The sequence below is a fragment of the Spirosoma validum genome (assembly GCF_014699035.1).
Classification (GTDB): Bacteria; Bacteroidota; Bacteroidia; order Cytophagales; family Spirosomataceae; genus Spirosoma; species Spirosoma validum.
In genome coordinates this window covers 405,057-419,866 of the sequence record NZ_JACXAA010000007.1, presented here as the reverse complement: position 1 = coordinate 419,866, position 14,810 = coordinate 405,057, and the positions used below count along the sequence as shown (strand labels likewise).

At 49.0% G+C, this 14,810-nt stretch carries 10 protein-coding genes; 4 read left to right on the top strand and 6 right to left on the bottom strand.

The features are described from left to right. Nucleotides 1-176: 176 nt before the first annotated feature. On the bottom strand, nucleotides 177-989 hold the full coding sequence (locus IC230_RS20280; protein WP_223860730.1) for a hypothetical protein: 813 nt from the start codon (nucleotides 987-989) through the stop codon (nucleotides 177-179). Nucleotides 990-1,385: 396 nt separating this feature from the next. Here IC230_RS20280 and IC230_RS20275 point away from each other — a divergent pair, with 396 nt between their 5' ends. Both IC230_RS20275 and IC230_RS20270 read left to right on the top strand, forming a co-directional pair. Continuing rightward, a complete protein-coding gene (locus tag IC230_RS20275) occupies nucleotides 1,386-4,478 on the top strand; it encodes an amidohydrolase family protein (protein WP_191040860.1) in 3,093 nt (1,030 codons plus the stop codon). An 82-nt stretch (nucleotides 4,479-4,560) separates the two neighbouring features. Then, complete coding sequence (locus IC230_RS20270) at nucleotides 4,561-5,862, top strand: amidohydrolase family protein (RefSeq protein ID WP_191040859.1); 1,302 nt, start codon at nucleotides 4,561-4,563, stop codon at nucleotides 5,860-5,862. A gap of 89 nt (nucleotides 5,863-5,951) precedes the next feature. On the opposite strand, the gene IC230_RS20265 is transcribed toward IC230_RS20270, so the two are convergent. The 5 genes from IC230_RS20265 to IC230_RS20245 all read right to left on the bottom strand — a co-directional run bounded on the left by IC230_RS20265 (nucleotide 5,952) and on the right by IC230_RS20245 (nucleotide 11,499). Then, a complete protein-coding gene (locus tag IC230_RS20265; protein ID WP_191040858.1) occupies nucleotides 5,952-6,374 on the bottom strand; it encodes a BLUF domain-containing protein in 423 nt (140 codons plus the stop codon). A 151-nt stretch (nucleotides 6,375-6,525) separates the two neighbouring features. Further along, nucleotides 6,526-7,602 carry a peptidoglycan DD-metalloendopeptidase family protein gene (locus tag IC230_RS20260; RefSeq protein ID WP_191040857.1) on the bottom strand — a complete coding sequence of 359 codons (1,077 nt, stop codon included), beginning with the start codon at nucleotides 7,600-7,602 and terminating at the stop codon, nucleotides 6,526-6,528. Nucleotides 7,603-7,702: 100 nt separating this feature from the next. Beyond that, nucleotides 7,703-8,674 (bottom strand): thioredoxin-disulfide reductase, encoded by a 972-nt coding sequence (gene trxB, locus IC230_RS20255; protein WP_191040856.1) that lies wholly within the window; start codon nucleotides 8,672-8,674, stop codon nucleotides 7,703-7,705. Nucleotides 8,675-8,863: 189 nt separating this feature from the next. Further along, entirely contained in the window at nucleotides 8,864-10,894 is a 2,031-nt protein-coding gene (locus IC230_RS20250) for an OmpA family protein (protein WP_191040855.1), read from the bottom strand. Next, the gene (locus IC230_RS20245) at nucleotides 10,849-11,499 is read right to left on the bottom strand and encodes a 7-carboxy-7-deazaguanine synthase QueE (RefSeq protein ID WP_191040854.1); all 651 of its coding nucleotides are present in this window, start codon (nucleotides 11,497-11,499) and stop codon (nucleotides 10,849-10,851) included. The genes IC230_RS20250 and IC230_RS20245 overlap by 46 nt, the downstream gene beginning before the upstream one ends. 46 nt (nucleotides 11,500-11,545) lie before the next feature. Here IC230_RS20245 and IC230_RS20240 point away from each other — a divergent pair, with 46 nt between their 5' ends. Together IC230_RS20240 and IC230_RS20235 are read left to right on the top strand one after the other, a co-directional pair. Next, complete coding sequence (locus IC230_RS20240; RefSeq protein WP_191040853.1) at nucleotides 11,546-12,457, top strand: LytTR family transcriptional regulator DNA-binding domain-containing protein; 912 nt, start codon at nucleotides 11,546-11,548, stop codon at nucleotides 12,455-12,457. Nucleotides 12,458-12,599: 142 nt separating this feature from the next. Continuing rightward, the gene (locus IC230_RS20235; RefSeq protein ID WP_191040852.1) at nucleotides 12,600-14,582 is read left to right on the top strand and encodes a CPBP family glutamic-type intramembrane protease; all 1,983 of its coding nucleotides are present in this window, start codon (nucleotides 12,600-12,602) and stop codon (nucleotides 14,580-14,582) included. The last annotated feature ends 228 nt before the right edge of the window (nucleotides 14,583-14,810 follow it).

The window sequence follows — 14,810 nt, the reverse complement described above, 5'->3', positions numbered from 1 at the left end:
GTAGTCCGTGTAGAGATCAAGGTTGGTTTGCATGACCAAAGATAATTTGTCCAGTTAACCCAGTTGCGTAACTTCAGCTGTTAAGTCAATACTCAGAAAAACGCCGGATTGTTGCAGCCTAGTTCTACGTCTGCTGACCTCATGATTCATTCTGTAATAGTTTGAAAGTACCTGGTTTATAGCTTGTTATAGTAGGAGAACACTTTTGTAAGACCCGATTTGGATTTTAGATCCGGCTTTTCAGTTTTCAGGAACACGTCAATTTGGTCTTTTTTGTCTGCCATCAGTTCCAGAATGGCCTTTTTGTTCGCTGAGAATTTTGCGGCACGCCCGTCGTGAGCTACGTACCAATCGAATTTTTTGATGAGCTCATCATCTTTTGAGCCCGTGTTCATGGCTGCATTAAAATTGGCTCGTTTTACATAAATCGATGGGTATTCAAGGAGCGTCATTTTTCCCAAAGATACCTGCTCGAAGAAACCTGACAACGCATCGGCTTCGCCCCGGTATTCACGTACGTTGATGAATTGATTGGTTGTGCCCATCTTGTTATTCACCACAACGTATCGAACACTAGGTGCTTTTGCCGACCTTATATCGTTGGCTCCCGCCTGTATCTCTACGTCATGATTCATCAGATCAAGTCGCACCGGAACACCGCCAAGAGAGTCGCTCGTATTTAGAATTTTGCCATAAAACTTCACGTTGCCCACCTGCCAGGTTGTATCGAGATACGGATCGCCAATGGTTTTACCAGCCGGACCGCTAATGCCATATAACGTACCTGTTTTAGGAATGTCAAGGCCCCCTTGATTAATCTGGTCACGCGTGTTAGTATTCATCTGAATCGACTGTGACTGAGCATACGTAACGGTCGATAAAGCAAAAAATGGCCCCGCCAGAGCGAACGAACGCATTAAAAGCCCTGTCAAAAGTTGGCGTAAAAACAGATTAATAATGAGTTGATAAATAGCTTTAACGTAATGCATGTTGATATGCCTGTTTTACTTGATGAAATCCATCTATTCTTTAACTAGAATTGTGTCCACTAAACTAATGATTTTGTTTATATTCAGCGCAAACAGAGTGCCATTTACTCAAGCTAATTGATTCACTAAAGCGTAGTCCGGTTGGTTGACTGCAGAAGCAATGTGGATAATGGAAATTGAATTTTCATTGTATTGAAGCTATCTGGTAGCTGGATTATGCGTGTTATCATATATAGCTGACGCTATGTATAAACCGATTGTGATACAGTCTGTTATAAGGGCTTAAAGAGTATGTATTTTAGTATTTTGCAGGATAACCTTTGGTGAAAAGCGCTGCCAGGCGTGTGAATTTGCGTATTTTTGGCAGTTAACCCAATCATCAACTCAATCAATTTCATGCTAAAACATTTCCTGACGGGTCTCTTCACGGCTGGCCTACTGTACACGGCCGTGGCTCAGACGACCTTTCCCCGCAACGGTGTCTACGACGAACGGACAGGGCTCTATGCGTTTACAAACGCAACCATTATCGTTGATCCACAAACTACCCTTCAGAACGCTACGTTGCTGATTCGTGATGGACGTATCGAAGCGGTCGGTACGTCGGTTAGTGTTCCGGCCGGAGCTGTTGTCGCTGACTTGAAAGGAAAGCGAATTTATCCGGCTCTGATCGACATCAATTCGGATTATGGGATGCCCGAAGTCAAGGTCGAGCGTCGCGGTTTTTTTGCTCCTCCACAACTGGAATCCAATAAGAAAGGAGCGTATTACTGGAACCAGGCCGTTCAGCCCGAAAATGACGCGAGTCTGCTGTTTAAATCGATTCCGGCCAAGGCAGACGAATTACGCAAACTGGGATTTGGCGTTGTTTTGACACATCCACACGACGGCGTTGTGCGGGGTACGGGTGCGCTCGTGACGCTGGCCGATGATCGAGAAAATACGCTTGTCCTGAAACCGAACGTAACGGCGCATTATTCATTCAGTAAGGGTAGTTCTGGGCAGACGTACCCAAACTCGATGATGGGATCGGTGGCACTGATCCGTCAGGCGATGTACGACGCGGATTGGTACAAACGGGCAGGCAACAAAGAACAAGAAAATCTGTCGCTGGATGCGCTGAACCGGATTCGACCCTTACCCGCTATTTTCGAAGCCAACGATAAACTAGGTATTTTACGGGCTGACAAGATCGGTGATGAGTTTGGTATTCAGTACATCATTGCCAGCACCGGCGACGAATACCAACGGATTGATGAGGTCAAAGCGACGGGCGCTTCGCTGATTGTGCCGCTGAATTACCCCCAGCCGTATGATGTCGAAGATGCCTGGGATGCCGATAACGTATCGCTCGCTGAACTGAAGCACTGGGAAATGGCCCCGATGAATGCTGGCCGCCTGGCCGCTGCCAATATTCCGTTTGCACTGACCACCGCGGGGTTGAAAAGCAAAGCAGATTTCTGGGGCAATCTTCGCAAAGCCATCGAAAACGGACTATCCGAACAAAAGGCGCTCGAAGCGCTTACGACCGTACCAGCGCGGCTGATTCGCGTTGACGATCAGGTTGGTACGTTGCAGAAAGGTCGTCTGGCGAATTTCATTATTACGTCCGGCAACCTGTTCAGTGCTGACAACGTGATTTTTGAAAACTGGATGCGGGGTAAGCAGTACATCGTCACCAATAAAGATGTAGCTGATTTCCGCGGCTCCTGGAACCTGACCGTTGGCGCTCAATCGAATTTAAAGCTAAACATCTCAGGAAAATCACCCGATAAACCCGAATACCAGATTCAGGCCGATACCGTCAAAATAACGCCGAAAGTAACGCTGTCGGGCGATCTGATTTCCATGCAGATACAGATGGATAAAAAAAAGCCTGGCACTACACGCTTAACGGGCTATCGTACCGGAACGACTATGAAAGGGGAAGGGGAAACGCCTGATGGGAAAGTTGTTACGTGGTCGGCTGTACGTACCGGTGATGCGCCCGTATCCACGTCTGCCGTATCCGCTACGTCGACCACGACAGCTAGCACAACAGCAGCAATGGCTACATCGACCACAGCCACCGTGCCGGGGAGCACAACCGCCACGATTCTCTACCCGTTTGTTGGCATGGGGAATGCCCAGAAACCCAAATCGGAAACGGTTATGATTCGGAACGCTACGGTCTGGACGAATGAAAAAGAGGGTATTCTAACCAACGCTGATGTGTTTGTGACGGGTGGTAAAATTTCTAAAGTTGGCAAGAACCTACCTGTTCCAGCCGATATAAAAGTCCTGGATGGTACGGGTAAACACCTGACCAACGGCATTATTGACGAACACTCACACATTGCCTTGCTGTCGGTCAATGAAGGATCGCAATCAAGTACGGCCGAGGTTCGTATGAGTGATGTGGTTAATCCCGAAGACATCAATATTTATCGGCAACTGGCGGGTGGAGTCACTACGTCGCAGCTTCTGCATGGCTCCGCTAATGCCATCGGGGGGCAGTCCGCCATCGTGAAACTTAAATGGGGCGAATCGCCGGAGGGGATGCTCATCAAAGGCGCGGATGGCTTCATCAAGTTCGCTCTGGGCGAGAACGTAAAACAGGCCAACTGGGGTGACGCCAACCGGATTCGCTTTCCACAGACGCGCATGGGTGTAGAGCAGGTGTATATGGACCACTTCATGCGGGCGAAAGAGTATGCCAAAACATGGTCAACCTATAATGCGCTGAATGCAAAAGCCAAAACAACGGCTATTGCTCCACGGCGCGACATTGAACTCGATGCGCTAGCCGAAATTCTGGCGAACAAACGATTCATTACGTGTCACTCCTATGTTCAATCGGAGATCAACATGCTCATGAAAGTGGCCGATTCACTTGGCTTCAAAGTCAATACGTTCACCCATATTCTGGAGGGATATAAACTGGCTGACAAGATGGCAAAACATGGTGCGGGCGGTTCGTCCTTCGCCGACTGGTGGGCCTATAAAATGGAAGTACACGATGCCATTCCATACAATGCCGCGTTAATGCACCGGCAGGGCGTAACAGTATCCATTAATTCGGATGACGCCGAGATGGCCCGTCGTCTGAATCAGGAAGCTGCGAAAACGGTTGAGTACGGCGGTATAGCCGAAGAAGATGCCTGGAAAATGGTGACGCTCAATCCCGCAAAACTCCTGCATCTGGACAATCGCTTGGGTAGTATCAAGGTCGGTAAAGATGCCGATCTGGTGTTGTGGAATGCGCACCCACTGGCCATTTATGCACGTCCGGAAATTACCATGATCGAAGGAGCCATCTATTTCAGTCTGAAAGACGAAGACCGCAAGCGGGAGCAGATGCAGGCCGAACGCGCCCGACTAATTCAGAAAATGCTGACTGCCAAAGCGGGCGGTGCTTCTACGACGCGACCTGCTCCCAAACGATCACGTATGTGGCATTGCGAAGACATCGAAGGCGTAATGGTGGAAGGAGAGGAGCAACGGCATTAACAGTCATTTAATCGTCATGGCTTGTCATTCTTTGTTTTGCGATGAATGACAACTTAATGATCATCTAAAGACAATAACTAATATGAAAAAACTACTCATACCCATACTTACGCTGGCTGCACTTACAAGCTATGGCCAGAATCCGGCTCCGGCAAGGCCGCAGACAAAAACAACTGCTCTGATGAGTGGTACCGTTCACGTTGGCAATGGACAGGTTATCCCAAACGGTATAGTACTGTTCACCAATGGCGTGATTACCAATGTTGTCGATGGAACGATCGTTAAACTGAATCTAAGCGATGTTGAGGTCATCGACGTATCGGGGAAACACGTGTATCCCGGCTTTATTTCACCCGCATCCACCGTTGGTTTACAGGAAGTGGGCGCCGTGCGGGCAACGGTCGATAAACAGGAAGTGGGCATTCTGAACCCGAACGTTCGTTCGCTGATTGCTTACAATACTGATTCTGAAATCATTCCAACGATACGGAATAATGGTGTGTTGCTCACACAAGCGATGCCCCAGGGCGGTACCATCTCGGGAAGTTCAAGCATCATGATGGCCGATGGCTGGAACTGGGAAGACGCTGTACTGAAAAAAGACGATGGGATCTGGCTGAACTGGCCCGCATATTTTACCCGCGATTTCAATTTTGACGATTTTACGACGGTTGTTCGGAAAGACGAGAAACGCGCTTCGGCGATTGAGGCTTTGCGCGCTACGTTTGCCGATGCAAAAGCCTACGCGGCTCTGTCGAATCAAACACCTATGAATCTGAAATTAGAATCCATGCGTGGCCTATTCTCGGGTAAACAGAATCTGTATATCCGGGCGGATTATGGCAAAGACATCATCGACGCCGTTACGTTCGCTAAATCGGTAGGTGTTCAGAAAGTGGTCATCGTAGGGGGCGAAGAAGCCAACCGCGCCGTTACGTTTCTGAAGGAAAATAACGTACCAGTTATTCTGAGCGGTTTACACCGGCTCCCGAATCGGGAAGATGAAGATGTCGATCTGCCTTACCGCATGCCAGGTATTCTGCAAAAGGCCGGTATACTGGTCGGTCTGAGCTACGCTGATGAATGGTGGCGAACACGTAACCTACCGTTTCTGGCCGGAACGGCTTCCGGATTTGGTATCACTGATCGCGAAGAAGCGCTAAAACTCGTTACGTCGAATACTGCTAAAATTCTCGGGATTGACAACCTGGCGGGTACGCTCGAAAAAGGCAAACAAGCGACGTTATTTGTCTCGTCGGGCGATGCTTTAGACATGCGCACCAATGTAATCGAGCAGGTATTTATTCAGGGTCGCAAAGTCAATCTGGACGACCGGCACAAGCGCTTGTACAAGACTTATAAGGATAAATACGAGCAGAAGTAGGAGAGAGATATAGAACGGAGTCAAAGATGACATGTTGTTTGGGAAGATGTCATCTTTGACTCCGTCTCCATTGTAGACCAACGTTTACGTTAGTTATAGCGATTGCCCTGGTAAAATACTTTGAGCGTTTTAAATATAATAGGTTCCTGTGAGTCCACTTCAGACTCCTGACGGTTGTCTACATCAACAATTGCCTTGATTTCTTCTAACTGACGAGTGGTTATGGTCTCATAACCCATACTCCAGTCAGCAAACAGGCGCTGTGCAATCGGGCGGTTAATGCCAATGCTAACATTTGTATGTCGTTCATCGTGTTCAATTCGCTTATATAAGGCCTCAATCGTTTCTTTCTCGCCCTCTAATACCTGGATAATACTCCCCCGGACGTAGAGCAGCATACCTGTGACACCAAGCCTGGCATTATTGCGACGACTTTGTTGAAGAATTGTGTCTAGATCTTCTTCCTGAAACTGCCCCACCGATGAACTGAAATAAACGATACAATGCTCCATCCAGTAATGAAAAGTATAGATAAGTAGATTAAGCGTAAAGCAATAGACTTTCAATAGCCTCCTTTCCCAATTCTGTGCTGTACCCGCCAAGGTAAAGATGATAGCAGCATAAACATCCCTGCGGACAATATCAACGACAAGGTGACTTACCTCAGTGTACGCGCAACTTCTGACCCGGCCGAAGCCGTGAGCCAGAGATATGGTTTTTACGTTTCAGCGTTGATATGGACAAACCGTACCGGTCGGCAATGGAGCTAAGCGTCTCACCTGACCGCACCCGGTGCAGAACCGTCCGTTTAATTTTAGGCTTGAAACTAATTTCTGAGGAACTGCCCCCATCGCTACGTCCTCCGCGCAGGTAATCCCAGACGGAGCCTGTGAGTAAAAAGTGGTCGGAGTTAATCGTGTTTTCCGGGAATGAGTAAACGTTAAGCGGACTGAAAGGATTGCCTTCGTAGCGCGTTTCGAAATGCAGATGAGGGCCAGAACTGCGTCCCGTACTACCGCCCAAACCAAGCTGATCACCGGCTTTAACCAGCTGCCCTGTTTCGACAGTTTGTTTCGACATATGGCCGTAAAGCGTTTCGAGGCCATTGTAATGCCGCACCAGTACATATCGGCCGTAGCCGCTACCATCCCAGCCGACCACCCGTACAATGCCATCGAACGCAGCATAGACTGGATCGCCTGTTTCAAGATCGAGATCAGCACCGGTATGCCAGCGGCCCCAGCGATACCCAAAGTTTGAGGTTAGTTTACCTTCCGTTAATGGGGCTGACCAATAACGGTTAGCGGTTGGATCATAAAGCTTGATGTCAATGGCTTCGTTAAACTCCAGCGGATTAATGTTATACGGATCGATCGTGCGTGAATCCCAAACGGCGTAATAATCCGCAATTTTAACCCATTCATTGCCAACTAATACGGAATCAATGACTTCAACAACGCTGGTTTCTCCCTGGTCGAGGTGGCTAGTGTCTTCGCTGACCACCGGATTTAATTCTTTCTTTGGTTCAAACTGGTTACCGTAGCGTAACTGAGTTTTTTCCTGTTCAAACTGGTCGTCCGCTTTTTGAGGCTGATCAACGACGGGGGCATTGGGGCTTGGTTCATTCTTGGGGGTGATACGCAGGTTATTTTTAAATCGCCCGCGCTCCTGAGCCTGTGCTGTTACGGTCAAACACAGGCAGCCAATGGCCAACAGCCATTGTATAGCGGTTTTTCTCATCAGAACTGGATGAGCCGATAGTCGATAAGGGGCCATCGCTGGTATACATTTCAGAAGAATATACTAGCGATGGACGGTTGTCGGCTATCGGCTGGTTTTATTAATGAACAATCTCTTCGCCCTGCATTTCCAGCGTGACTAGATAACGTTCGGCGTCAAGCGCAGCCATACAGCCCGTTCCGGCTGCCGTAATGGCCTGACGATACACGTTATCCTGAGCGTCTCCGCAGGCAAACACACCAGCAATATTGGTTCGGGTACTTCCTTTCTCCGTTACGATGTAGCCACTCGCATCTAAGTCAAGGAATTCCTGGAAAATTTCGGTATTGGGTTTGTGACCGATAGCCACAAAGAAGCCGGTTACGTCCAGAATACGCTCTTCGCCCGTAACGGCATTTTTCACGCGAACGCCTGACACTTCGTCGTCGCCCAGTACTTCTTCGGTTTCGGTATTGTACAGGATCTCGATATTGTGTGCTGTTTTCACGCGTTTCTGCATGAACTTCGACGCTCTCATTTCATCACGGCGAACCAGCATATAGACTTTGCGGCAGAGGTTAGCCAGATAACTGGCTTCTTCGGCAGCGGTATCGCCTGCACCAACAATCACTACGTCCTGACCCCGGAAGAAGAAGCCGTCGCAAACCGCACAGGCCGATACACCCCGACCGTTAAGTCGCATTTCAGACGGCAGGCCAAGCCATTTAGCCGTAGCGCCCGTTGAAATGATAATCGAATCGGCCGTGATTTCGTATTTGTCGTCAATGATAGCGCGGTGTGGATTGCCGGGGCTGGGTAGCTCGACAAATTCAACCCGCGTAACCAAGCCGTAGCGGATATCGGTTCCAAACCGACGGGCTTGCGCTTCCAGATCCTGCATCATCTGCGGGCCCTGAACGCCGTCGGGATAACCCGGAAAATTATCAACTTCGTTGGTGATGGTCAATTGGCCACCCGGTTGACCGCCCTGATAAAGAACGGGACTCATGTTGGCCCGGGCTGCGTAGATAGCGGCTGTGTAGCCAGCCGGTCCTGAGCCTATAATTAAGCACTTTACGTGTTCAGAAGTCATTGCAAATGAAAGGAGGTTGTCTTGTAGCTAACAAATGCCCGCTGCTTAATAAGCAAGGGTATCTGGACAACATACACAAAATTGAAAAAAATCCCTTAGAATGCAAAAGTGCAGTGGGCATAGGGGTAAGGGCATAGGGTAAAAAACAGAATAAATATACCCTATGCCCTTACCCCTATGCCCACTGCACTACAGCACACGCCACTCAATTCGTCGATTTAAGCGTCGGTTTTCATCGGAAGTATTTGGGACGACAGGACGCGTCTTTCCGTAGCCAGCCGCCCGGATGCGGGTCGGCTCAACACCCGCCTGGGTCAGGTACGTAACGACAGACTGGGCTCGTTTCTGGGAGAGGGTCAGGTTAGCGGCTGTATCACCCTTATCGTCGGTATGTCCCGAGATTTCAATTTTGACGGTTGGGTTTGCCTTCAAAAAAGCCGACAACCGATCGAGTTCCGTACGCGATTTATCTGCCAGATCATACCGCCCCGACTCGAAAAATAGGTTGTTCAGGGTTTCTTTGGCGGATGCACCCGCCAGAGCTGGCTCAAGCGGTACGCTCAGCGACATACCCGTAACGGCGGACCGATCACCTTTCGTTTTCTGGGTGAAATCGAATGACAGGCTTTTAAACAGATAACCCGGTACGCTTACATAGAGCGCATATTCGCCCTCGCTTGGTAACACGGCCGTATATTGGCCCGTTTGTGCGTCGGCCTGTACGCGCGAGACGACTTGATTCGTTTTCAGATCAACCAGCTCAACGGTCGCGGCCAGCGGTTTTTGGGTTTTGGCGTCAGCTACAACCCCTTTCAAATAGCTTACGGGTTTGACACGGTCACGTAGCGATTCCGGCAAATCGAACGTATAGAGCTTTGATTTTTGTGAGACGCCATCTTTTTGTTCTTCGTACGAATAATAAGCTCGTTTGCCATTGGCTGAAACAAACAGCGACGCCTGGTCTTCCGAATTGTTGATGGGGTAGCCTAAGTTGGTCGGCGCCGACCAACCCGATGCGCCATTATCTGCCACAAACAGGTCGTAACCTCCCATGCCCACGTGGCCATCTGACGCGAAAAATAAGCTTTGCCCGTTGGGATGAATAAATGGAGAGGCTTCATTCAGCGACGTATTAACAGGTTCGCCCAGATTAATGGGTTCAGCCCAGTTGCCATCCGCGCCGAACTCACTCCGCCAGATGTCGCGATGCCCTTTGCCGCCCGGACGGTCGGAAATAAAATACAGTTGTCGGCCATCGGCGGATAAAGCGGGCTGCGATTCATAATAGCGGGTATTAACTGTGGAGCCAAGGTTTTCAGGTGCCGACCAGTCACTGCCCGTTTTGCGGCTCATGTATAAATCACAACTCCCGTAGCCTTTACGTCCCTGACAGGCTGTGAAGACGAGTGTACGTCCATCGGCGGAAAGACTGGCTGTACCCTCATTTTCGGGTGTGTTTATATTGGGCGAAAGCGAAGTAGGTGGTGACCACACTTCTCCATTGAACGTAGTGACCATCAGATCTTCATCACCTTCGGGTTTTAGGGCCGTAAACACCAGCGTTTGCTCATCGGCAGTCAGCACGGGGAAATACTGCGAAGGGGTCGTTTGTAATACGGATGATAATGGTTTGGGGTCTACGGCTTGCGGATGCTGCATGGCTTCCTGGGCAAAACGAGCCGTTTCAATCTGCCGCGTCACTCGTTTAGCCTGTGCTGACTGTGGCGGAAATAGTGTCTGAAATTTTTCGAGATAGGGGAGAGCCTCGCCGTAGCGACCTAACCGAAGCAATACCGTACTTAACGCCTGATAAGCTGCACCGGCAGCTGGGCTATCGGGCTGAAGCCGGATCGCGTTGCGGTAAGCCGTTATGGCTGGATCATAGCGTTTGGTAAATTCGTACAGCTGGCCAAGTTTCAGATGAGCATCTGTAAAACCAGGATCCTGTTTCACGGCCTGCTCCATAAACGGAATAGCCTCACTCGCCTTTCGTTCACCAAACAGTTTTATCGATTGAGCGTAGAGTTCCTGCGCTTTTTTGTCCTGAGCAAATAGCGAGGAGCATGGGGCAAGGAGCAGAGTGAAAAGTAGGAGGCAAGAAGTGAGAAGTAAGGTAAGCTGAAGCGGCTTCTTTAACAGTCCCTGCTCCCTGCTCCCTGCCCCATGCCCCATGCTTATGGAATATCCAGGTACTTGTGCGTCTGCAACGAGATTTGCCATTGCGGATTATTTTTTACGTAATCAACGATGCGAGGCAGCATTTCATTGGACCGACTCCATTCTGTTTGCAGAAAGAGTTTGCAGTTGGGACGTAAAAACGGCACAAACGACTCCGCAAAGGCGAAATCGGATGAATTATAAATAATTACTTTAAGTTCGTCAGCCTTGTCGAAAATGGCCGGATTGGGCTTTTTAAACTTCTTAGGCGAAAAGCAAACCCAGTCCCACGAACCCGTAACGGCCTGGCAAACGCCGGATGTTTCAATGTTTGTTTGAAAACCCGCCCTCTGCAACGTAGCGGTTAGTTCTGTTAGGTCGTGCATAAGCGGCTCACCCCCCGTAATCACTGCCATTCGACCGGGGTATTGCAAAGCACCTTCAACAATGCTGTCAATAGAAATTTTTGGATGAGCGTCGGCATCCCAGGATTCTTTTACGTCACACCAGTGGCAGCCTACGTCGCAGCCGCCAAGCCGGATGAAATAAGCGGCCCGGCCCGTATGCGCTCCTTCGCCCTGAAGCGTATAGAAAGCTTCCATAATGGGAAGAGCTGCCTTGAAGTCGGTGGTTATCGTTATGGTTTGTTGTTTCTGTTCTAAAAGCATAGACAAAGATACGTAAGGTTCAACGGAATGGCATATTTTTGCTCATATGCTCCGAAGTCTGAATACATTTCTGAATCGTCCGATTGCCGAGGATTTTAGTTTTAAAAATCAGGTCTGGCAATCCCTGCAATCGGGTCTTTACGTTTTCCTGTTTGTTTATTTCTTTGGCGGTTCGTCGTTCACCGGCAATTTTAAGGTGCTGATGTTAGCCATTTTTGGCGTTGGCTGCGCTGTAGCAACACTGATTGCTAACTGGGTTGTTCCACTACTCTTGCCAACAATCTATAATGAAGATCACTGGACGGTATGGAAACAAATTCTTCACACACTCTTTATATTATTTTGTATCAGTACCGTCAATCAATTGTTACTCATTAGCATGCATTACGGATATCCGCCTTTCTGGCAGATGTATGTTACGGTTACGCTAATTGGCTTTTTTCCGATTAGTCTAAACGTGTTTGTTGTGGAGCAGCGACGACTTAAACGCACGCTGGCGCAGGCGCAGACGATGAACGAACAACTGGCTCACCGGGTAGAGCCGACGTTGATAGCGCCTGTTTCCGTCCAGACCACAACCGTAAATCCAGAAATTCCGGTGGCGTCCAAATCCATTGTGCTGATGTCGGAGAGTGGAAAAGAGCGGCTGAGTTTGCAACCTGACCAACTGCTTTACGTTGAATCGGTGGGCAATTATGTAGACGTTCACTGGCTGAATGCGGATCAATTACAGAAAACAGTCCTGCGTAATACACTCAAAGACGTAGCCGATGCACTTGCTACGTATCCGCAATTTTTTCGCTGCCATCGGGCTTTTCTGGTTAACCTACAGGCAATCAATCAAACGGAAGGAAATGCGCGGGGGTATCAACTAACATTAAAAGGAAATGCCGAGAAAATTCCTGTTTCGCGGAGTTATCTGGATGCCTTCGATGAGCGGATAAATGCGGTTTTGTAAGCTTCCCAACTGTCCCATTCCTTCCTGAACAGCCCGGAAGCGGCCTTTTTGTCCCAACGTAATGCTGGATGTCCCTGCCGCTTGTCAGGGTGTTTATTGCGGCTCAGTTTTGTGTCATCAAACTGAAACAAGCCGAATCACAATGCACATGCTAACCGCCGTTAAACTCTCCCGCCCGCATATTGCCCAGGTCGATTGGAAAGCCGTTACGTTCTTTTATGCGCTGGCCTGCGGGATCTCCTATGGCCTGCACTTTCTGCCGAATCTTAACGAGGGCATTCTCCCCCGACATAACATTTTCACGTACGGCCTGGGACCGATTCTGGCTGCTTTGCTGACCCGCCGATTCTTCCCGAAGTTGGTTCAGACCGTCTCCGTCCTGGGTTCATCGCCTGCGAAAGCCATCCTGTTCATGGCTATACCAATCGTGCTCAGTACGTTTATCGGCATTCAGAATCGCGCTGGTCAAAACGAACACGTTTACGGCTTACTGCTCGGCATGTCAGGCTTGCTGTATGGATTCGTAGAAGAAACGGGCTGGCGTGGTTTTTTGCAGGATGCCTTGCGCCCGCTGCCTACGTTCTGGCGGGTCATGCTCATCGGTCTGATGCACGCAGGCTGGCATCTTACCTTTCTTTCCGATCTATCCAATGTCTGCGGGCCAAGATTGGGTGAAACAGGAGCCGTTGTCGCGCTGGTATTGATGGCCTGGGGGTTTGGTGCGCTGATCGATACGACAAAATCGCTTCTGGTAGTGGCCTGCGCGCATGAGTTGATGAACATTGTCGGGCATCCGGTAGCCATTGCCGTTACGTTGCTGATCTGGATTTGGCTCACCCGTAACTGGAAAAAACAGCTTGTTTTTCAGGTAGGCCAGAAAACGATTGCCATGACCTTGGTCGTCATTTTGTTCGGTGGCTATTCGGCGTTTGCTCAGTCGGATAGCCTGACGTACGGCGCTATTCCCAAAGAAGAAATCGTACCCGGTAAGGCCGATAATTTCAGGATTTTTGACGAAGCGTTTTATCAGAATCAACTCTTTCTGCTGGGTGAGTCACATGGGGTTCAGAAGCCGCAGGAAATTGATTTTGAGCTTCTTAAGCACTTAAATCAGAAAGCTGGTATTCGGTACTACATCGCTGAAGTTGACGCGACAAAAGCGTTTTACATGAACCAGTATTTGCAGACAGGCGACGACGCTACGTTGCTGAAAGTGTTTCGGAGCTGGATTGATGAAAAAGCGCAATGGGCGAATAAAGATTTCATCCGTAAGATCCAGAAGATTCGGGCGTTGAACCAGACCTTACCCAAAAATCGGCAGATTCAGTTTGTGGGTATCGACCGGATTCAGGATAAACCGCTGGCGGCAGAACGGTTGACGCAATTAATTGCTGGGCAGAAATTAGCCAAATCAATACGTCCCCTGGCCGATTCACTAGCGAAAAAATTGACACAATCTGGGCCTGATAGTGTAGCCGCAACCATTGCGCTAACCTGGTTGAACGACTGGCAACGTAACGAGGGGATGTATCGTAAAACCCTGGGTTCAAACGCGGAAGCGTTACGTGATTTGCTGATAAACGTAGGGTATTTGAAAACGATCAGGAGCCGGGAGACGACTATCTTTACTAACTTCAAAACTATACTCCCGAGCTTGAATAATGAAAAATTGTACGGATTCTGGGGCTTTTTTCACGTATTGCAAAGTCCACCCTTGAAAAGCACAAAACCGTTTGCGTGTCTGGTAAAAGAGTCGGGTATAAAGGTTGTTTCCATTACGTGCAGCTATCTGGACTGTTACTCTATGCTGCCGACTACGTTTCTACCGCCGTTCTGGCAGGACAAAGGCAAGACGTACACGCGTCTGAATAAATTCAATAATGATAGCGAGCTGATGCATTCAGAGGGCATCGAAGCCATGCGTGCAGCCACCCGCCCCAATTCACTGACCTTATTTGCACTCGACCGGGCGGGTTCGTTTGCGCGCCAGATGCCGATACGGATCAAATACTCCCCCTTCATGCCGCAGAAAATAGAATTCGACCCGCAACGACCTATGACCGATTATTTTCAATACATAGTGCTGGTGCGCGATTCCGATATGACAGAACCGATTGTTCCTTGACAATCAGCGTTTTTTTTCTGATTGATGACGCCGAGCTTTGACAAAGTTTTAAACTTTGTCAAAGCTTATTATTCAAACAGCAACAGAATCATAAAGATCTGTTTACTTTTGCGCCATGATTTCCCAACGGGCTACCCATTCTCCTTTCCGACATCGTCGTCATCATTGTGGCTGCTAAGCCGTTGCGTCGATACGTCGTTGTATTCCCGTTTTCCTGTATTTTTGCCC